Source organism: Plantactinospora sp. CNZ320, assembly GCF_002846275.1.
Window position 1 is genome coordinate 3,665,868 of the sequence record NZ_PJMP01000001.1, and the last position, 19,236, is coordinate 3,685,103.

The 19,236-nt window shown below is 71.4% G+C and carries 14 protein-coding genes and 1 pseudogene; 8 read left to right on the forward strand and 7 right to left on the reverse strand.

Annotated features, from left to right (window positions below; genetic code table 11):
* Positions 1-24 precede the first annotated feature (24 nt).
* From CLT71_RS16100 to CLT71_RS16110, 4 genes and pseudogenes are all read right to left on the reverse strand, one after another.
* Positions 25-687 (reverse strand): nucleoside/nucleotide kinase family protein, encoded by a 663-nt coding sequence (locus CLT71_RS16100; RefSeq protein ID WP_199187614.1) that lies wholly within the window; start codon positions 685-687, stop codon positions 25-27.
* Positions 688-784: 97 nt separating this feature from the next.
* Entirely contained in the window at positions 785-2,353 is a 1,569-nt protein-coding gene (locus CLT71_RS38030) for a PKD domain-containing protein (RefSeq protein ID WP_486483684.1), read from the reverse strand.
* Between the two features lie 294 nt (positions 2,354-2,647).
* A pseudogene (locus CLT71_RS38035) lies at positions 2,648-3,655 on the reverse strand (PQQ-dependent sugar dehydrogenase); the annotation flags it as partial.
* A 156-nt stretch (positions 3,656-3,811) separates the two neighbouring features.
* On the reverse strand, positions 3,812-6,706 hold the full coding sequence (locus CLT71_RS16110) for a PQQ-dependent sugar dehydrogenase (RefSeq protein ID WP_101367835.1): 2,895 nt from the start codon (positions 6,704-6,706) through the stop codon (positions 3,812-3,814).
* 459 nt (positions 6,707-7,165) lie between these two features.
* On the opposite strand from CLT71_RS16110, the gene CLT71_RS16115 reads away from it, so the two are divergent.
* Genes CLT71_RS16115 through CLT71_RS16140 form a run of 6 tightly spaced genes read left to right on the forward strand, consistent with a single transcriptional unit; the run spans position 7,166 to position 13,647 of the window.
* Positions 7,166-8,455: a glycosyltransferase family 4 protein gene (locus tag CLT71_RS16115; protein WP_101367836.1), complete on the forward strand. Its 1,290-nt coding sequence runs from the start codon at positions 7,166-7,168 to the stop codon at positions 8,453-8,455.
* 39 nt (positions 8,456-8,494) lie between these two features.
* Positions 8,495-9,436: a hypothetical protein gene (locus tag CLT71_RS16120; RefSeq protein ID WP_101367837.1), complete on the forward strand. Its 942-nt coding sequence runs from the start codon at positions 8,495-8,497 to the stop codon at positions 9,434-9,436.
* A 53-nt stretch (positions 9,437-9,489) separates the two neighbouring features.
* Positions 9,490-10,896, forward strand: coding sequence for an O-antigen ligase family protein (locus CLT71_RS16125; protein WP_101367838.1), 1,407 nt, complete (start codon positions 9,490-9,492; stop codon positions 10,894-10,896).
* Positions 10,897-10,955: 59 nt separating this feature from the next.
* A complete protein-coding gene (locus tag CLT71_RS16130) occupies positions 10,956-11,807 on the forward strand; it encodes a glycosyltransferase (protein ID WP_101371495.1) in 852 nt (283 codons plus the stop codon).
* Positions 11,801-12,667 (forward strand): glycosyltransferase family 2 protein, encoded by an 867-nt coding sequence (locus tag CLT71_RS16135; protein WP_486483291.1) that lies wholly within the window; start codon positions 11,801-11,803, stop codon positions 12,665-12,667. Before CLT71_RS16130 ends, CLT71_RS16135 begins: the two co-directional genes overlap by 7 nt.
* A complete protein-coding gene (locus CLT71_RS16140; protein ID WP_158242247.1) occupies positions 12,664-13,647 on the forward strand; it encodes a glycosyltransferase family 2 protein in 984 nt (327 codons plus the stop codon). Before CLT71_RS16135 ends, CLT71_RS16140 begins: the two co-directional genes overlap by 4 nt.
* Before the next feature lie 118 nt (positions 13,648-13,765).
* On the opposite strand, the gene CLT71_RS16145 is transcribed toward CLT71_RS16140, so the two are convergent.
* The 3 genes from CLT71_RS16145 to CLT71_RS16155 all read right to left on the reverse strand — a co-directional run bounded on the left by CLT71_RS16145 (position 13,766) and on the right by CLT71_RS16155 (position 16,263).
* The gene (locus CLT71_RS16145; protein WP_101367840.1) at positions 13,766-14,896 is read right to left on the reverse strand and encodes an ice-binding family protein; all 1,131 of its coding nucleotides are present in this window, start codon (positions 14,894-14,896) and stop codon (positions 13,766-13,768) included.
* Between the two features lie 183 nt (positions 14,897-15,079).
* Positions 15,080-15,898, reverse strand: coding sequence for an alpha/beta hydrolase family protein (locus tag CLT71_RS16150; RefSeq protein WP_101367841.1), 819 nt, complete (start codon positions 15,896-15,898; stop codon positions 15,080-15,082).
* Positions 15,899-15,981: 83 nt separating this feature from the next.
* Positions 15,982-16,263, reverse strand: a complete 282-nt coding sequence (locus tag CLT71_RS16155; RefSeq protein ID WP_486483685.1) for a hypothetical protein — start codon at positions 16,261-16,263, stop codon at positions 15,982-15,984.
* A 262-nt stretch (positions 16,264-16,525) separates the two neighbouring features.
* On the opposite strand from CLT71_RS16155, the gene CLT71_RS16160 reads away from it, so the two are divergent.
* Together CLT71_RS16160 and CLT71_RS16165 are read left to right on the forward strand one after the other, a co-directional pair.
* On the forward strand, positions 16,526-17,620 hold the full coding sequence (locus CLT71_RS16160) for an Ig-like domain-containing protein (RefSeq protein WP_101367843.1): 1,095 nt from the start codon (positions 16,526-16,528) through the stop codon (positions 17,618-17,620).
* Positions 17,621-17,915: 295 nt separating this feature from the next.
* Complete coding sequence (locus CLT71_RS16165) at positions 17,916-19,223, forward strand: FG-GAP-like repeat-containing protein (protein ID WP_101367844.1); 1,308 nt, start codon at positions 17,916-17,918, stop codon at positions 19,221-19,223.
* Positions 19,224-19,236 lie beyond the last annotated feature (13 nt).

Here is a 19,236-nt window from a genome sequence, read left to right on the forward strand (position 1 = left end):
CACCGGCCGGCCGCCTTCGACCCGCTACGGCCACCGCAGTACGCGCGGTCGGGCCGGATCGTCGTTGTCGACAAGTACGTCTGCCCGGCCGGCCGGATCCGCCTCGTCCCGGTAGATCCGCTGCCCCGGAAGGTAGCGAGCCTCGTACCGCTCGCGTACCGCCTCCGCGCTGCCGAACAGCTCCCGGTCCCGGGTCAGCGCCCGGCGCAGTGACTCCGCCGGGCTGACCGCCAGGTAGACGCGCAGATCCCACTGGTCCCGCAGTTCCGGACGGAGCAGGAAGACGCCGTCGAAGAGCAGTACCGCGTCGTCGGTGGCCCGGGCCGGCGGCAGGTCGACAGCCCGGTCGGTCAGGTGGTCGAAGGCGGCGGTGCGGTACCGCCGGTTCCCGCCCGGGCCGAGCGGTTCGAGCAGCGACGTGCGCAGCGACGGGTAGTCGAAGGAGTCCCGGTAGTAGCCCTCCGCGGAGAGGTCGCCGCGGCGCCGGCGTACGGCCCGGGGCTGGTGGAAGCCGTCGACGCTGGCGGTGATCGTCTCGCGTACCGGAGCGAGGCGCCGGGCGAGTTCCGCCGCCAGGCTGCTCTTGCCGGCGGCGTCGGGGCCGTCCACGGCGACCCGCAGCGGATGACCCGGACGCATTGGCCGGATCAACTCGACAAGCCTCGTCAGGAACTCGGCCTCGGTCACACCATCCCCCCTCGAACCGGCCGGTGGCCCGTACCGTCCCGGGCGGGGACGGTACGGGCCACGGTAGCGAAGCGGCCGGCGGCAGTGCAGGGCGCCGCTAGCCGGTCGGTGTCGGGGCGGCGAGCGCGGCCGGCGGGTTGAAGACGATCGCCTTGCCGTTGGCCAGCACCAACTGGTTGATCGAGTACTGCACCGCTTCGGTGCCGGTCGGGTTCTCGATGCCGATCGTCGCCGAGTTGCCCAGCTCCCGCCCGGCGTTCAGCGCGGTGTAGTTGAAGACGATCTGCCCCCACTCGGAGAGCACCACCTGGAAGCTGACCCGCGCGGTCGTCGCACCGTAGAAGCCCACGTCCTTCCACTCGACCACGAACTGCCGGTCCGGTGCGGTGCCCAGCACGGCGGTCCGGACCCGGGACTCCGGGTGCAGTACCAGGTCGTCCCAGAACGGATAGAGCGCGGCGTTCGGGTTCGCGGCGTACGGCAACGCCCGGTTCGTCGGCCACGAGCCGCGTGGGTCCACAAAGGAGACCACGCCGTTCACGTCCACCCACGCCTTGCTGTAACTGTGCCCGTAGTACGGGAACGGGAAGGGCAGCGCCACCATGGTGGTGGCGTTGTCTCCGGCCAACGGCAGCTCGGTCGGGCCGGCCGGCAGGTACGCCCGGCCGGACTGCGTCGTACACGTGTAGCCGAAACCGTCCGCGCAGCTGCCCGGCGCCCCGTCGTAGCTGGCGGTGTAGCTGGCGGTGGTGGCGGCCGGTGCCGTGATCACATGGGTCGCGGCTCCCCCGTCCGACCAGCCCTGGAAGGTGTACGTCGCCGGCCCGAGCTGCTGCGGCCCGGGCGCGCTGAGCGTGTTCGTGGACCCGACGATCACCTGTACGGCGTTCGGGGTGGTGAGGCTGCGGCCGTTCAGGTTGACCCGCAGCCCGGTCGGGGTGGTGGCGAGCTTGAGCTGCACCGTCCTCGGGTCCAGCCGCAGCGTGGTACTGCCGGTCAGCCCACCGCTGCCGGTCGCGGTGAGCGTCAGCTCCAGATAGGACGGATACTCGTGGTCCGGGGCGACGAACGTCCCGGAGGCGACCCCGGACACCTCGCGCACCGGGTGGCTGTGGCAGTTCTCCGGCGTGCTGCAGTGCATGTTGACGAGCGTCCAGCGCAGCGCCGAGGCCGGCAGCGGCCCCTGCTGCGGGTCGGTGGCACCACCGCTGAACGTGACCGTCTGGCCGGTCGCCCAGCGCAGCGCCGCGGTCGGTTGCTCGATCACCGGCACCGGTGCACTCGTACCGACCCGGATCTGCACCGTCGCGGTGTCGCTGAGCCCGGCGAAGTCGACCACCCGCAACCGGGCGGTGTAGGTGCCCGTCGACGCGTACCGGTGGGAGACGTGCAGCCCGGTCGCGTCCACGGTGCCGTCGCCGGTGAAGTCCCACTGGTATTCGAGGATGTCGCCCGGATCCGGGTCGGTCGAGTCGACGGCGTCGAAGGAGACGTCCAGCGGGGCCGCCCCGCTCGTCGGGGTCGCCCCGGCCACGGCGCGCGGCTGCTGGTTGCCGGAGCTGTAGTGGAACCGGCGCACGGTGCCGCCGAGCAGGTCGACGTAGTACAGGTCGTTCTCCGGGCCGATCCGCAGGTCCACCACCCCGGGGGCGATGGCGAACGGCACGATCCGGGTCGGGTCCGGCAGCCCGTTGGCACCGGTACGCATCGCCCAGATGCAGCCCCGGGAGTAGTCGGCGAAGAAGAGCGCCCCCGCGTACGTCGCCGGATAGCCGCCACCGGTGCCGGGATAGAACGCCAGCCCGGCCGGGGACGAGCCGCCGGTCGGGCAACCGTCGCCCGCCACCACCTGCTGGCTGTGCTGGTAGGTGTAGTGCGGCGGGGTCACAGTGCCGGCCGGCTGGGTGTAGAGGGTCTCGCAGAGCGCGAGGTTGGCCGCGTTGTAGCCGCCCTGCGGGGCGTTCCCCTCGTAACACGGCCAGCCGTAGTTGCGGACCGGTCCGACCGCCGGGTCGACCACCCGGTTGATCTCCTCCCAGGTACGCCAGCCCACGTCACCGATCCAGACCTCGTTGCTGCCCGGCCGGAACGTCCAGCGGTACGGGTTGCGCAGCCCGTACGCCAGGATCCGCCGGTTGTTCGGGTCGCTGCTCGCCGCCAGCGGGTTGTCCGGCAGCGCCGCCCCGGTCGACGGCGAGATCCGGATCAGCGTGCCGGAGAGCCCGGTCGGGTCGGCCGGGGTACGGATGTCCTGGGACCGCAGTCCGCCGCCCTCGGCGCTCGGCGGCGCCATCGCGGCGCCGAGCGGCCCGGGCGGGTCGGCGCACGGGTTCGACGGGTTGCCCGCCTGCCCGTAGTCGGTGAAGGTCGCCGACGCCCCGTCGCCACCGGTGACGTAGAGCCCGCCGTCCGGGCCGAACGCGAGGTCGCCGATGGAGTGGCTCTCGATCTGGTGGCACCAGTCGTGCAGCAGCACCTGCTCGCTGCCGATCATCACGTCGCCGTCGGCGCGCAGCCGGGAGACCCGGGCGCTGGCCCGGCAGTTCCCGATCACCTGACAACTGTCGTGATAGGTGGGCGCACCGCCGCCGACCACGCCGTCGTAGGTGTAGCTGAGATAGACGTACGGGTCGGCGGGGAAGTGCGGCGGCAGGGCCAGGCCGATCAGGCCGAGGTCCTCGTAGTCGTACACGTTGGGGCGCAGGTCGGCGAAGACGGTGGCGGTGTTGTCGGAGAGGCTGTCGAAGACCTTGACGATGCCGCTCTTCTCCGCGACGAAGATCCGGCCGTCCGGTGCGAAGACCAGCTTGGTGGGCCGGGTCAGTCCGGTGAAGACCACCTGCTGGGTGAAGCCGGTGGGGATCGCCGCCGCGGGCCCGGGTTCGAACGGGGGTAGTCCGACCACGACCGGTACGCCCAGCACGAGTGCCAGGGTCAGGGCCCAGATTCGCCGTACCACTGCGGACATGGCGACCTCCCTCCACGGAGCCGCCGACGGCGACTACCCGTTTTAGGATCACCGTCAGTAGCGAGGCGGGCTGTCGCGAGGCCGACCAGGACGGCTAGCCGACCGGGCTCTCCTTAACGACCGATCAGTCTCCCTGGTCAACCGTTCGCACAGCGGCTACCTGGGCTGTCGGCCGACGATCGGCGACTGACGGCGCTCACCCCGGTCCGCTACGGAGGGTTGCGAATCGACCGGACGGAAGACGATCGAGGTACCGTCGGCCAGCGCCGGCCGGTTGATCGAGTACGGCAGCGCGAGGCTACCCGCCGGATTCTCGATGCCGACCGTGGCCGAGTCGCCCCGCTCCCGCCCGGTGCTGTTCAGGTCCCGGTAGTTGAAGACGATCTCACCGTTCTCCGCGATCAGCGCCTCGAAGCTGATCCGGGCGGAGCTGGAGCCGTACATGCCGCTGTTGCGCCACTCCACCACGAACCGGCGGTCCGGCGCGGTGCCCGTCACCCCGATCCGCACGCTGGAGTCCGCCCGCACCCAGAGGTCGTCCCAGAACGGATAGAGCGCCGCGTTCGGCGCGCCGACCTCCGGCAGCACGGTGTTGATCGGCTGCGGCCCGTCCGGGTCGGTGAAGGAGAGGAAACCGTTTCCGGAGACCCAGGCGGTGCGGTAGCTCTGCCCGAAGAACAGCACCGGGAACGGCAGCGTCACCTGGGTCACCTCGTCGTCACCGGCGAGCGGCAGCACGGCGTCGGCCGGCACCCAGGGTCTACCCGTCGAGGTGGAGCAGACGTAGAACGCCGTGTTTCCGCAGCCGGCCGCGCCCGCGTACGTCGCCGTGTAGGTGGTCGCCGTCGCGGGCGCGGTGAGGACGTGCGTCGCCGCGTCCTCGTCGGACCAGCCGGTGAACGAGTACGGCATCCCGTTGACCGTCTGCGGGCTCGGCGCGCTCACCGTGTTGGTCGAGCCGACGATCACGGTACGGGTGAACGGGGCCGTCCCGGTGGTCGCGCCGACGGTCAGCCGCAGCCCCGGCGGGTCGCTGGCGAAGGTCAGCTCGACGGTCCGGGGGTCGAGCCGGCGTACCACCGTGTTCGACAGGCCCTGCGCGTCGGTGGCGGTCAGCTCCAACTCCAGGTACGACGGGTACTCGTGGTCCGGCGCCACGAAGGATCCGGACGCCACCCCGGTCCACTCCTGGAGCTGGTGGGTGTGGCAGTTGCCGACCGACTCGCAGTGCTCCATCCGCAGCTTCCAGCGCAGCGCGGACGCCGGCAGGGCGCCCTGCTGCGGGTCGGTGGCCCGGCCGCTGAAGCCGAGCGTGTCGCCGACCCGCCAGGTGGTGCCGACCGTCGGGCTCTCCAGCAGGGCGGTCGGGGCCACGTTGCCGGGCTGGATGGTGACGGTGCTGCGCGCCGAGATGCCGAGGGTGTCGGTGACGGTGAGCGTCGCGGTGTGCCGGCCGACGGTCGGATAGCGGAAGGTGGCGGTCGGGGTGGTGGCGTCGACCGTACCGTCGCTGGTGAAGTCCCACTGGTAGCGCAGCCGGCCGGCGTCGGCCGGGTCCGGGTCGGTCGACCCGGTGCCGTCGAAGGTGACGTCGAGCGGGGCGGGACCGCTGGTCGGGGTCGCGTTGATCACCGCGGTCGGCGGCTGGTTGCCGGGGAAGTACCGGATCCGGCGCACGGTCCCACCGGTCAGGTCCACGTAGTACAGCTCGGCACCCGGCCCGATGGCCAGGTCGACCGGGCCGGCGGCGGCCTGCCCGAAGACCTGGATGTTGCCCGGCGCCGGCAGCCCGCCGGAAGCACCCGGGCGCATCGCCCAGATGCAGCCGCGCGAGTAGTCGGCGAAGAAGAGCGCCCCCGCGTACTCCGCCGGATAGCTGCCACCGCTGCCCGGATAGAAGGCGAGCCCGGAGACGGCGTCCCCACCCGACCCGCAGTTCTCCCCGGGGACCACCGCCGAACCGTGGTGGTAGGCGTAGTACGGCGCCGTCTGCCCGGCCCCGGTGTAGAGCGTCTCGCAGAGGTCCAGGTTGGCGTTGTCGTAGCTGTCCATCCGGGCGGCACCCTCGTAGCAGGGCCAGCCGAAGTTGGTCACCCCGGCCCTGGGGTCGACGATCCGGTTGACCTCCTCCCAGCCGTTCCAGCCGACGTCGCCGAGCCAGATCTCGTTGGTGCCGGGCCGGATGGTGAACCGGTACGGGTTGCGGGTGCCGTACCCGACGATCCGCCGGGTGTTCGGGTCGGCCGCGTCGATCGCCGGGTTGCCCGGCGCCGCCGCTCCGGTCGCCGGGTCGAGCCGCAGCACCGCGCCGTCCAGCCCGGTCGGGTCGGCACCGCTGCGCACGTCCTGGGCCCGCAGCGCCCCGCCCTCGGCGGCCGGCGGTCGCATCGTGTCGCCGGGCGGGTCGGCGCACGGGTTGGCCGGGTTGCCCAACTGGCCGTAGTCGACGGCGCTGAAACTGGCACCGTCGCCGGCCGTGACGTAGAGCATGCCGTCCGCGCCGAAGCGCAGGTCGCCGACCGAGTGGCTCGGGTACTGCTGGCACCAGTCGGAGATCAACACCTGCTCGGTACCGGTCATCAGGTCACCACTGGCCCGTAACCGGGAGAGCCGGCCGGTGACCACGCAGCGGCCGTTGTTGGAGTCGCCGCAGTTGTCGTTCCACACCGGAGCCGTCCGGCCCGGTGGCGCGTCGTAGGTGTAGAGCACGTAGACCCACGGGTCCGCCGGGAAGTTCGCCGGCAGTGCCAGCCCGAGCAGGCCACGGTCCCACACGTTGTGCACGTTCGTGGAGAGGTCGGCGAAGACCGTCGGGGTGGGGTCGGCCAGGTCGGCGTAGACCTTGATCCGGCCGCCCTTTTCGGCGACGAAGACCCGCCCGTCCGGGGCGAACTCGATGTTCGTCGGCTGGTCCAGCCCGCTGAACACCACCTGCTCCTGGAAGCCGGTCGGCAGCGTCACCGCCGAGGCCGGCGCTCCGCGCAGCGGCGCCAGTACGCTGGCCAGCAGCGCCGCCACCAGACCCAGTCGCAAGCCCCGCCGCAGCCGCATGGTCCACTTCCCTTCCACGGGGCGAGCGACGGTCCACACCCGACCGCGAACAGCGCTCACCTTTCTCGGGCACAGAGTAGGCTCCGACGCAACACCCGCGACCGGCCAGCATCTAATGGCGAATCGGGACGAAGATCAATAAAGTCCACTTCCCCGACGGTTTCCCATCGATGCCGCCGAATAGGTGTCGATCAGCGCTCTGACCTGCCGCAGAAGCCCCGACACGCGGATGAGCGAGTGAAGGAACAATCGTACGATCGGTCGTGACCTTGTAAGTAACTCGACACATCCACCAATCGTCGGTCCTTGCCCGGACCGGGCCGGTAGAGCAGTGTCTTGGTAGGCACCGGCCGGTAGCGGGTTGGTGTCGGAGCGAGTTCAAACGGGTCGCGGCGCAATCGCATACGCCGCGACCTTCCATCGAAAACGTCGTCCGAGCTGCGCGGATGGGAGTTAGAGATGGCCGATCGACGCCCCCACGTGGTGATCGTGGTGGTAAATCTGCCAGCTGAGCGGGACCGTCGGGTGATCCGGGAGTGCCAGGCACTGGAGGCGGCCGGCTATCGGGCGTCGGTGATCTGTCCTCGGGGACCTCGACGGCTCACGGTGCTGCCCGGCACCGCCGCCACCAGGATCCACTCCTTCCCCCAGCCGCTGGCGGGCAAGGGGGTGCTCTCCTTCGCCGCCGAGTTCGCCTGGGCACTGATCGCCGTCACCGCCCGGCTGCTCGGGCTGATGCTGCGCAGCCGGGTGGACGCCGTGCAGGCGTGCAACCCGCCGGACGTCTTCTGGGTGGTCGGGCTGCTGATGCGCGCCCTGGGCCGCCCCTTCGTCTTCGACCACCACGACCTGAGCCCGGAACTCTACGAGTGCAAGGCGGGGCAACCCCGGCCGAGTGTGCTGTGGATGCTCCGGCTCTTCGAGCGGCTCTCCTGGCGTACCGCCACCGCGGTGGTGGCCACCAACGAGTCGTTCCGGGAACTGGCGATGGGCCGGGGCGGCTGCCCGCCCGAGAAGGTCGTGGTGGTGCGCAACGGCCCGGCCCTGGCGGAGGTGCGGCACGGCGACGGAGCCGCCCCGGCACAGCCGCGGCACGGCGACGCCCCGGAGACCGACGACGACGCCCGACAGAAGGTGGTCTACGTCGGCGTGATCAACCCGCAGGACAACGTCGAGGCGACCGTACTCGCCGCCGAGCGGCTGGCCGGGCTGCGCGGCACCGACGACTGGGAACTGGTCGTCGCCGGGGACGGCGAGAGCATGCCGGAACTGCGTCGGCTCGCCACCGAGCGGGGGGTGGACGACGTCGTACGCTTCACCGGCTGGCTGGAGGCCGACGAGGTCGACGCGCTGCTCTGCTCCGCCTCGATCGCCATCCAGCCGGACCGACCGAGCCGGATGGCCGAGATGTACACGATGGCCAAGACGGTGGAGTACGTCGCCCGGGGCGTGCCGGTGGTCGCGGTCGACCTGCTGGAGACCCGGCGTACCGCCGACGCGGCGGCGAGTTACGTGCAGACCGGCAGCCCGGACGAATTCGCCAAGGTTATCGACCAACTTCTCAGTGACGAGCCCGCCCGGGCGGCGATGAGTGCGACCGGGAGACAGCGGTTCGTCGATGAACTCGCCTGGGACCACCAGGTGAAGTCGTACATCCGACTGTGGGATCGATTGCTCCGCCCGTCGCTGAACGACTACAACCAAGTTTCACACGGTAACGGAGCCGATGCCGCGCGCCTGCCGATCTGACCACTCGCACCGCACTTCCGCACCCGAAAGGGCCGCCCGATGGACCTTCTCGACCTGCTGAAGCTCATGTTTCGGCGGTGGTACGTCTCGGCTCCGGTCGTCGTAGTGACGCTCGGCGCGGCCCTCGCATTCGGAGTGGCGATCCAGCCCGAATACAAGACCGAGGTCGCGATCCTGCTCGTGCCGCCGACCACCTCGGCGGCCCCTGAGCCGGACGCGACACCCCGGCCCGGCAACCCGTGGCTGCGCATCGGCGAGAACGCGATGGCCCAGGCGGTGCAGATCTCCACCTCGGCGCACGCCGCCCGGACCAGGATCGCGGCGGCCGGCGGCGACCCCGACTACGAGGTCGGACTGGTCACCCGCAGCTCGATCCTGACAGTCGCGGTGACCGCGGCGAGCGAGGAGAGCGCCCGCAAGACCGTCGAGGCGGTGACCCAACTCATCCACGACGAGGTCGCCGGGCAGCAGGCGCAGTACAAGCCCAAACCGGGTGAGCAGATCACCACCGAGGTGTTGGACCCCGGGCTGAACATCGTGCCGTCCCGCTCCAACGTGTTGCGGGCACAGGTCGTGATCCTGGCCATCGGCCTCCTGCTGGCCGCCGTCGCCGCCGTGGTGCACGACGCGGTGGCCCGGCGCCGGGTGAGCAACCGGCTCGGCCAGCGCCGCGACGCGCGTACCCCGATGACCTGGAATGCCGGGCAGGCGGTGGTCAACGCGCCGCGCCCGGGTCCCGCCCCGGCGACCCGGGTCGCACCCGTCTCGCCCGGTCCCGGCCGGGAGCCGACCCAGTCCCTCTCCCGACGCGGCGGGCACGGCACCGACCGGGCCCCGGCGCACCCCGTCGAGGACCGCGCGCCGGCCGACGAGCGGGCGGCCGGACAGGGCGGCAACGGGCGCGGTCCCGCCCATTCGAGCGACGAGACGATCCTGCTCACCACCACCGCCCGGCACGTCGTGGACGATCCAGGCCGATGATCCGCGGGAAGCCCACGAGCGCCGGCTGACGGCGCACGGACGAGACGAGCGACGTGCCGACCTACCTATCCGCGCGGCGGTCCGACACCGTGTACGACGGCATCACCCCCGCCGTACGCCACTTCCCGGACGCCACCGCAGCGGTGATCGCGTCGATCATGCTTGCCTACCTGCTCCCCTTCCGGCTGGTCTTCCCCCCGCTGAGCGACCTGGGCAAGCCGGGGCTGATGGTCGGGTTCGGCCTGCTGGTCTGGTGGGCGCTGAGCCGGCTGCACCCCACCCTGGTCACCCGGGGCCAGCAGCCGATGCGCTGGGCGATGGCGATCTACCTGGTCACCCTCTTCCTCTCCTACGTCGCCGGCCAGGGGCGCGGGATGCCGGTACTGGAGGCGAACGGCGCCGAGCGGACCCTGCTGATGGCGCTGGCCGGGGCCGGGATCCTGCTCGCCGCCGCCGACGGGGTACTGACCCGGGAACGCATCGACAAGGTGCTGCGCTGGTTCTGCTGGGGCGCCACCTTCATGGCCTTCGTCGCGCTGGTCCAGTTCGTGACCCGGATCGACCTGACCACCTACATGAAGCTGCCGCCGCTGCTGACCTTCCACAAGGAGGTGGTCGGGTTCCGCGACCGGGGCGGCGACGGGCTGGTCCGGGTCGCCGGCACGGCCGGGCACTACATCGAGTTCAGCGTGCTGATGGTGGTCGGCCTGGTGGTGGCGATCCACTTCGCCCGGTTCTCGTCGACCCGTCGGGACCGGCAGATCTACGGCGCGCTGGCGATGTTCCAGGCCGCGGTCATCCCGATCTCGCTCTCCCGCACCGGGGTATTCGCCCTCGGCGCCGCGATCCTGCTCCTCGTCCTGGTCTGGCCGTTGCGGACCACCTTCAACGTGCTTGTGGTCGGCTGTTTCCTCACCGCGCTGATCCAGGTCGCCCGGCCCGGCCTGCTGGCCGCGATCAAGTCGCTGCTGCTGGCCGGGGAGAACGATCCCAGCGTGCAGGCCCGGGTGGAGGACTACGACTACGTTGCCCCGTTCATCCGGGAGCGTCCGTGGCTGGGGCGCGGGGTCGGCACCTTCCTGCCGGAGCTCTACCAACTGCTGGACAACCAGTGGCTGACCACCATGGTCCAGGGCGGCATCATCGGCGTGGCCGGGCTGACCGTCCTCTTCCTCTCCGGAGTGGTGGTCGCCGGCCGGGTACGCCGGTTCGCCCGTACCGAACGGGACCGCGACCTCGCGGCGGTACTGGCGGTGGCGATCGGGGTGGCCGCCGTTTCCGGGTTCACCTTCGACTCGATGTACTTCACGACGTTCTTCATCACGGTGCACGTGCTGCTCGGCCTGACCGGGGCGCTGTGGCGGCTGACCAGGGCGGAACGCACCAATCTGATCGAGTCGGGCCGACCGGGCCGGCAGAGCGACGAAGCCGGGCCGGTGCCGGCGGCGGCACAGCCATGACGGGGCGGGGCGCGGCAAGCGGCCAGTTCCGCAAACCCGAGCGGAGGTGGGCGGTGGCGATGACCGGCGACGGTGGCATCGACATTCTCATGATCACGTACGACCGGCCGGAGTACGTCCGGCTGTCGCTGCCGCACCTGCTCGACACCTGCACCGCGGACGCCCGGGTGTGGCTCTGGCACAACGGCACCGACCGGCCGACCCTGGAGGCGGTCGAGGAACTGCGGCACCATCCCCGGGTGCACCGGTTCCGGCACAGCCCGGTCAACGCCGGGCTCACCGAGCCCACCAACTGGCTCTGGGCCGAGGCGACCGGCTCCTATCTGAGCAAGGTGGACGACGACTGCCTGCCCGATCCCGACTGGTTGACCATCCTGCGCAAGGCACACCTGGACGTACCTGGTTTCGGGGTGATCGGCACCTGGCGGTTTCCGGCCGAGGACGTCGACGAGGCGCTGGTGGCGGCGAAACTGGCGGACTATCCGAACGGGCACCGGCTGTTCCGTAACCACTGGGTGCAGGGCAGCGGCTATCTCATCAAGCGCGAGACGCTGGAGCAGGTCGGTCCGCTGGCCGGGGACGAGACGTTCACCGCCTGGTGCCTGCGGACCGCCCGGCTCGGCTGGCTCAACGGCTGGTACCACCCGTTCCTGCCCGAGGACCACATGGACGACCCGCGCAGCCCGCACACCATCTACCGCACCGACGACGACTTCATGGCCCGCCGGCCGCTGTCGGCCCGGCGTACCGGGGTGACGACCGTGGCGGAGTGGACGCAGCAGATGCGGCACTCGGCCCGGGTGGTCCAGGCCGCCCCGCTCGACCTGCGGGAATACCAGGGTTGGCGGCTGCGCCGGCGGAACGCCACCCGGAAGATCCGGCTCGCGCTGACCGGGCGGGCGCCGTGGTGATCAGTGTGGTGGTGGCCGCGCACGACGAGGCGGCGGTGCTCGGCCGGACCCTGCGGACCCTGCTCGCCGACGCCGAACCGGGCGAGTTCGAGGTGGTCGTGGTGGCGAACGGCTGCACCGACGCGACGGCGGCGGTGGCCCGGTCGGTGCCCGGGGTGCTCGTGCGGGAACTGCCCGAGCCGGGCAAGCCGGCCGCGCTGAACGCCGGGGACGAGGCGGTCACCGCCTTTCCCCGGATCTATCTCGACGCCGACATCGCGCTTTCCACCGCCGGTGCCCGCGCGCTGGCCGCCGCGGTCACCGCGCCGGGGACGCTGGCCGCCGCGCCGCGCCGCCGGCTCGACACCACCGGGCGGCCCCTGCTGGTACGCGGGTACTACGCGATCAACGGGCGGCATCCGGCGTACCGGAACGCGCTCTTCGGCCGGGGCGCGATCGCGCTCTCGGCGGCCGGCCGGGCCCGGTTCGGCCGGTTTCCCGACGTGGTCGCCGACGACCTCTTCCTGGACGGGCGGTTCACCGAGGCGGAGAAGCGGGAGGTGACCGAGGTGGCGACGGTGGTGGCCACGCCCCGGCGCACCGCCGACCTGCTGCGTCGGCTCGGCCGGGTCCGGGCCGGCAACGCCAGCCTGCGCGCCGCCGACGAGCGGGTACGCCCGGCCCGGCGTACCTCCTGGCTGGTCGACGTGGTGCTGCCCCGGCCGTGGCTGTTGCCGGCCGGGCTCTGCTACCTCGGGCTGACCCTGCTGGCCGCGACCGCGGCCCGCCGACCCGCGGTGCGGGACCGGTGGGGCCGCGACGAGTCCAGTCGGGTCGCCGGACCGGCCGGGGCCGACGGTGTGACCGGAGCGGCGCCGTGAACCCGGTGGTGAGCGTGCTGGTGGTCTCCTACCAGACCCGCGAGCTGATCCTGACCGCGCTGGCCACGCTGCGCACCTCCTGCCCAGCCGAGCCGTACGAGGTGATCGTGGTCGACAACGCCTCGACCGACGGGTCGGCGGCGGCGGTCGCGGCGGCCTTCCCGGAGGCCCGGGTGGTGCGGCTGGCCAGCAACGTCGGCTTCGGCCGGGCGGTGAACGTCGGTGCGGCCCGGGCCCGGGGCGACTGGCTGCTGCTGCTGAACCCGGACACCGAGCCGGTCGGCAACGTCATCGGGGAACTGCTGGCCTTCACCCGGGCCCGGCCCGGGCACGGCATCTACGTCGGGCGGACCCTCGGGCCGGACGGCACCGACGACGGACACTCGGTCTTCGGCCCGCCCTCGCTCTGGACCCTCACCTGCTTCGCCACCGGCCTGTCCAAGGTGTTTCCCCGGTCCCGCCTCTTCAACCGGGAGGCGCTGCCCTGGCTGGACCGGTCCGCGCCGGTCCTGGTGCCGGCCGCCTCCGGCTGCCTGCTGCTGGTCCGGCGGTCCCTCTTCGCCCAGCTCGACGGCTTCACCCCGGACTTCTTCATGTACAGCGAGGATCTCGACCTCTGCCTGCGGGCCACCGCGATCGGCGCCGGGCCGATCCTGGTGCCGACGGCTCGGGTGGTGCACGTGGGCGGTGCCGCGTCGACCAGTGCCGGCAAGCGGGTCATGCTGCTGCGTGGTCAGGTGACCTTCCTACGGTTGCGCTGGTCCCCGTCCCGGGCGGCAGCGGGTCGGGCGCTGCTGCTGGTCGGGATCGCGATCCGCGCGATGGCTGCCCGGCTGACCGGCCGGGCCGGCTACTGGCGGGAGGTGTGGCGGCAGCGGCAGACCTGGCTCGGTGGCTGGCCGCAGTCCGCCGGACTCCCCCCGGTGGAGGTCACCGAGCCGGTCCCGCCGCCCGGCGGCCAGCCCGCCGCACCCCTGTAGCGGGTCGGACCGGGCAGGCGACCTGACCGGCGCCTCGGATCCGGTCGGGCCCCGTCCGGTTCACCTTCCGGGGTACTCCGGGCTGGCCCGGCCGGCGGTTCACCGGCCGGGCCACCGGTCAGGACTCGTCTGCGCGCCGCCGGTAGCGGAACACGAGGATCCCGCCCAGCACGACCATTGTCGTGCCAACGGCCGTCAGGACCGGAACCGTGCCGACGCCGGTACCACCACCGGTCACCGGCAGGACGGTCGGGGTACGGGTCGGCGTGGCGGTCGGCTGCCCCGTCGGCGTAGCGGTGGGCGTACCGGTCGGCTGCCCCGTCGGTGTACCCGTCGGCGTAGCGGTGGGCGTACCGGTCGGCTGCCCCGTCGGCGTAGCGGTGGGCGTACCGGTCGGCTGCCCCGTCGGCGTAGCGGTGGGCGTACCGGTCGGCTGCCCCGTCGGCGTAGCGGTGGGCGTACCGGTCGGCGGCCCCGTCGGTGTACCCGTCGGCGTAGCGGTGGGCGTGCCGGTCGGTTGTGCGCAGGCTGGTTGGCTGATCACGTTGCTGTCGAGGGTGACAGCGCCGGTCTGGGCGAGCGCCCGACCCTCGAGGCTGGCGCCGGTGTTCAGGGTGATCGACGCCTGTGCCAGGATGTTGCCGAGGAAGTCTGTACCAGTACCGAGCGTGGCGGAACTACCCACCTGCCAGTACACATTGCACGGCGAAGCACCGTTGATGAACGCCACACTGCTGTTCGACGCGGTGGTAAGCGTAGAGGCGATCTGAAAGATGAACACCGCCGCGGGGTTGTTCTGGGCATTCAGGGTCAACTGCCCGGTGAGCTGCGCAGCCCCGATCCGGTAGACACCCTCGATCAGAGTCGTACCACCCAACTCGGCGGGCAGGTTCGTGAATGGAGTCCGGCCGGCCGCGTCATTGTAGGCCGTCGTCAGATCGTTCTTTGCCTGTAGCGCGACCGCGTCCCCGAGATGGACCTCTCCGAGAACGACACCGGGTGGAAAGCCCGGCGCCGAGCTGCCCGGATGCACACCGAGGCTCTGACCCAACACGGTCGGACCGGTGTTGGTGACGGTAGAACCCGCCAGCACGGAGAAATCAGCGGCCGTACCCAGATTCACTGGCGCGATCTGCGCGTTCGCACCGGTCGCGTTGAAAAGCAGGACGGTCACAACGACGACGGACGCCAGAGCCCCCGCCGCGGGCGCGATTGTCCTCCGGTAGCGCGAAACCGTTTCAACCGTCATGGAACGAAACCCCCCTGAGCGCCTTCAGCACGACCCCCCACGGGCTCGACAGCCAAAGACGCTAATAACCGACATATGGCGCTAGATAGCCGTAAGCAGGTTATACGGAGTAAGGGAGCGAATCAGGACACTCACCGTTTATGTCGTCCTGTTTGTTCAGATGGAGCACAGCCGGCTCGGCGGTCAGCCCGCCTCGGCGGGCCCGCCCGGGGTCGGTCCCGGCGTCGGCAGGTCGGCGAAGGCGGCCACGGTGCGATCGGCGTACGCGCTGGCGTCGCCGGTCTCCATCGGCCCGTCCCACCGCGTCGACAGCGGTACCCGCACCGCCGGGTTGACCCGCCGGACCACCTCGTCGAGTATGGTCTCCGCGTCGCCCACCCAGAGGTGCTTGGCGCCTGGCACGCCGATCACCTCGGCCTGGGGTACGGCCGCGAAGCGTCGACGGGCCTCCTCCGGCCGCAGGTAGTCGTCGAACTCGGGGACGAGCGCGGTGAGCGGCTTGCCGGACCGGGCCCAGGTGTCCAGGTCGGCGTCGGTGCTGCTGCGCAGTGGTGGGGAGAGCAGGATCGCGCCGGCGATCACCGGGTCACATCCGTGCCGCAGGGTCAGGTCGGTGCCGAACGACCAGCCCAGCAGCCAGATGTTCGGCAGTTCGGCGAACTCGGCGTACTCGATCGCGGCGGCGACGTCGTAGCGCTCGGCCTCGCCGTTGTCGAAGGTCCCCTCGCTGGTGCCGCGTACGCTGCTGGTGCCCCGGGTGTTGAAGCGCAGCACCGCGAGGTCGGCCAGGGCCGGCAGCCGCCAGGCAGCCTTGCGGAACACGTGGCTGTCCATCATCCCGCCGTGGGTGGGCAGCGGGTGCAGGCAGACCAGGGTGGCGACCGGGTCCCGCTCGGCGGGGAGCGCCAGTTCGCCGACCAGCCGCAGGCCGTCGGCGGTGTGCAGCTCGATCTCCTCCCGGCGGGCGGGCAGGATGCTGGCGGCGCGGATGGCTGAACTCACGGGGATCAGTCTTACCCGCTCCGGCCGGACAGGGCACCGAACCCGGGGCAGCGTGACGAAGATCCCTCGGATCGGGTGCCGGGTCAGCCGTACCGGGGGGCGCTGCGGGAGCGTTCCACGCCGGGGCCGCGCCGGTCCCGGGCGCGCCAGCAGCCGGTGTGCCAGTGCCGGCGGTCGGTCAGGTCGCCCTGCCCGTCGGCGGGCCAGGCGACCAGGTGGGCCACCCCGGGGCGGATCTCCTGGAGGCAGCCGGGGCAGCGGTAGGTCTTGGTCGCCGCGCTGCCGGGAATGTTGCGTACCTGCCAGTCGCCGTCCCGCCAGCTCTGCACCGAGCCGACGCCGCGCTCCAGCCGGGTACGGTCCAGCGGCGGCGCGTCGTCGGGACGCGGACGGTTGCGACGGGGACTCACGTTTCCAGCCTACGGGGCGGGCGGAAGGGCCCGTTCGACAGTCGCAGCAGACCGTCGGATGGCTCTGAGCTGCGGATATTCCCAGCACAGCCGGGCTGTCGGATCACGGTCAGCAGCGTCATCCGGCCCACCGGCGGGGTTAACGTCCGCAAATAGGACCGGTCGGACAACTGATCGATCCGGTGCAAAGAGAAGCCGATCCGGTGCAGGAGGAGTCATGTGGACCGAACGCATCGCCACCACCGCCGGGGCGGCTCTGCTCGCCGTCACGGTCGCCGCGGCACCCGCCCGGGCGGCGGGCCCGGAGGAGCCGATCGCCGGAGACTTCAACGGCGACGGGCTCTCGGACATCGTGGTGCTCGGCTCGGTCGAGCCGGAGCTCTGCTCGGTGATCGTGAGGTACGGCAGCAGCCCGGGCGTCTACCTGCCGCCGGTGGCCACCGTCTACGCCCGGCCCGGGGACAGTCGCGGCACCTCCTGCCCGGACATCGGCGTCGGCTTCGACGCCGACGGCGACTCCGGTGATGAACTCTGGATCGGCTGGAGCACCGCCCCGCCGCCGTCGCTCACCTACAACCGGCTGGTGCTCGACGACAACCTGCGGACCATCCTCACGTTCAGTTCGCCGATCACTCCGACTTACCTGGGTACCGCCGACTTCGCCGGTGACGGCCGGCACACGGCGTACTCGGTCGGTGCCGGTGGCTTCGCCACCTACGTGATCGTGAACGGGGTGGGCCAACTCGGCCCGGAGCGGTGGTGTTCGGCCGGTGCCCCGGCGTACCAGCTCCGGAGCCTGGACGGGGACCGGGCGACGGACGTGCTGCTCGCGTACACCGACGGCTGCGCCGACGGCGCGAACGGGGTGGTCGTGGTACTCGACGACGGCACGACCCGGCACCTGGAGCACGATCCGGCGGGCCGGACCACCTGGCGGGCCCGGGTGGTGCGGAGCAACGGCGACCGGTTCCCGGACGTACGCACCGAGAACCTGACGACCGGCGAGATCAGTTACTTCATCGCGCGGGGAGACGGCAACTTCGTCGAGGCGCCGCACGCGAACACCGACACCGTTTTCCTGACCAATGTCAAACCGTTGGCCATCGACGTGCTGGCCAACGACTACGCGACCGCCGAGACCGAGGTGGTGGTCACCGTGCCACCCCGGTACGGCACCGTGCAGGTGCTCTCGGACCGGCGCATCCTCTACCGCCCCGACCCGGACCACGGGCGGACCGACCGGTTCAGCTACCAGTTGCGTCACCAGGACAAGCGGAGCAGCGCGGCGGTCAACATCCGGTTCCCGAGCTGAACCCCCCAGCCACCGTCACCCTTCGACTTCGACTTCGCCTCCGACTCGGACGTGAGCGCGACACGCCGCTGAGCTGCGGTTATGGCATGCCAGTCCAGTGTCGGATCGTGGTCACCACCGGTCGATGGCCACCAAAAGCGGTCTAGCCTCCCAAATGCGGGTTGGTCCGCCATAGCACTACATAGGGGAGCACTATGTGGAGCACGGAACCTCCGCCGGGACGAGCGGAGCCGGCGCGCCCCGACCGGCCGCCCCGCGCCCAGCCCGACGACCGCGCCGGGGACCCGGATCAGCGGTGGAAGCCCGCACCGGACCCGGCCCGGCCGCAGCCGAGCGCGACACCGTCCACCGCCCCCGGGCCGTCCACCGCCGCTGCACCGACCGGCTCAGCGAGGAGCGCGCGTCGAACACCGCCACCCGTGACCATCCGGCTCCCGGACTGATCCGGTCGAACGTCGAGGCATCTGGAGGGGCCATGTGGCGCAGACGTACCGCGATGGTGGTCGTGATGGTGGTCGTGGCCGCCGTGGGCGGTGTGGCGGGCACCGGGCCGGGTCCCGCCTGGGCCGCCGGGCGGGGCGAGCAGATCCTCGGCGACGTCAACGGCGACGGCCTCACCGACCTGGTCACCCTCGGCCTGGTCGAACCGGACTACTGCTCGGTGATCGTCGAGCCGGGCGACCCGTCCGGCGGTTACGGGCCGCCCGTGGCGTACATCTACCTCCGGCCGGGCGGCTCCGGGCTGGCGACCCGCTGCCCGGAACTCGGGGTGGCGGTGGACCTGGACACCGACCGGACCGAGGAACTGGTGGTGGCCTGGTATCCCGGCCCGCCGCCAACCGTGCCGTACAACCTGATGGTGCTGAACACCGCGTTCCAGCCGTCGTTCGGCCTGGTGGAAGCGGTCTTCGCGCCGTACTACCTGGGCACCGCCGACTTCAACGGCGACGGGCGGGAGGACGTCTACTCGATCACCGACCAGGGCCAGGGAATCGAGACGTACCTGAATCTCGGCAACGGCCGGCTGGCACCGGGCCCCGAGAAGTGGTGCGCCAAGCCACTCGAGTACGAGCTGCGGGACTTCGACCTGGACGGCCGGACCGACCTGGTGAACAGCTACATCCAGCGCTGCCTCTCGGCGAGCTTTGCCAGCGGGGTGGCGGTGGTGCTCGACGACGGTACGCCGCAGGAGTTGCAGCACGATCCGGCCGGAGTGGAGACCTGGACGACCCGGGTCGTCAACGCGAACGGGGACCGGTTCCCGGACATCCGCACCACCGCCCGGCTGACCGGGGTGGTCGAGCACTTCATCGGCACCGGTGGCGGTCGCTTCGTCCAGGCGCCGAAGGCGAACAGCGACGCCGTATGGCTCACCGGCAACCGGGCGGTGACGATCACCGTACGGGACAACGACTACGCCACGAGCCAGGCGCAGGTCAGCATCACCGCCCAGCCGAGATACGGCACCGTCCGGGTCATCAGCGGCGGCAGGATCATCTACACCCCCCGGCCGAATCATGGCGCGACCGACCGGTTCACGTACCAACTCACCGAGGGCACCCGCCGCAGCAGCGCGGTCGTCTACATCCGGTGGAACGAATAGCCCGTTTCGGGTG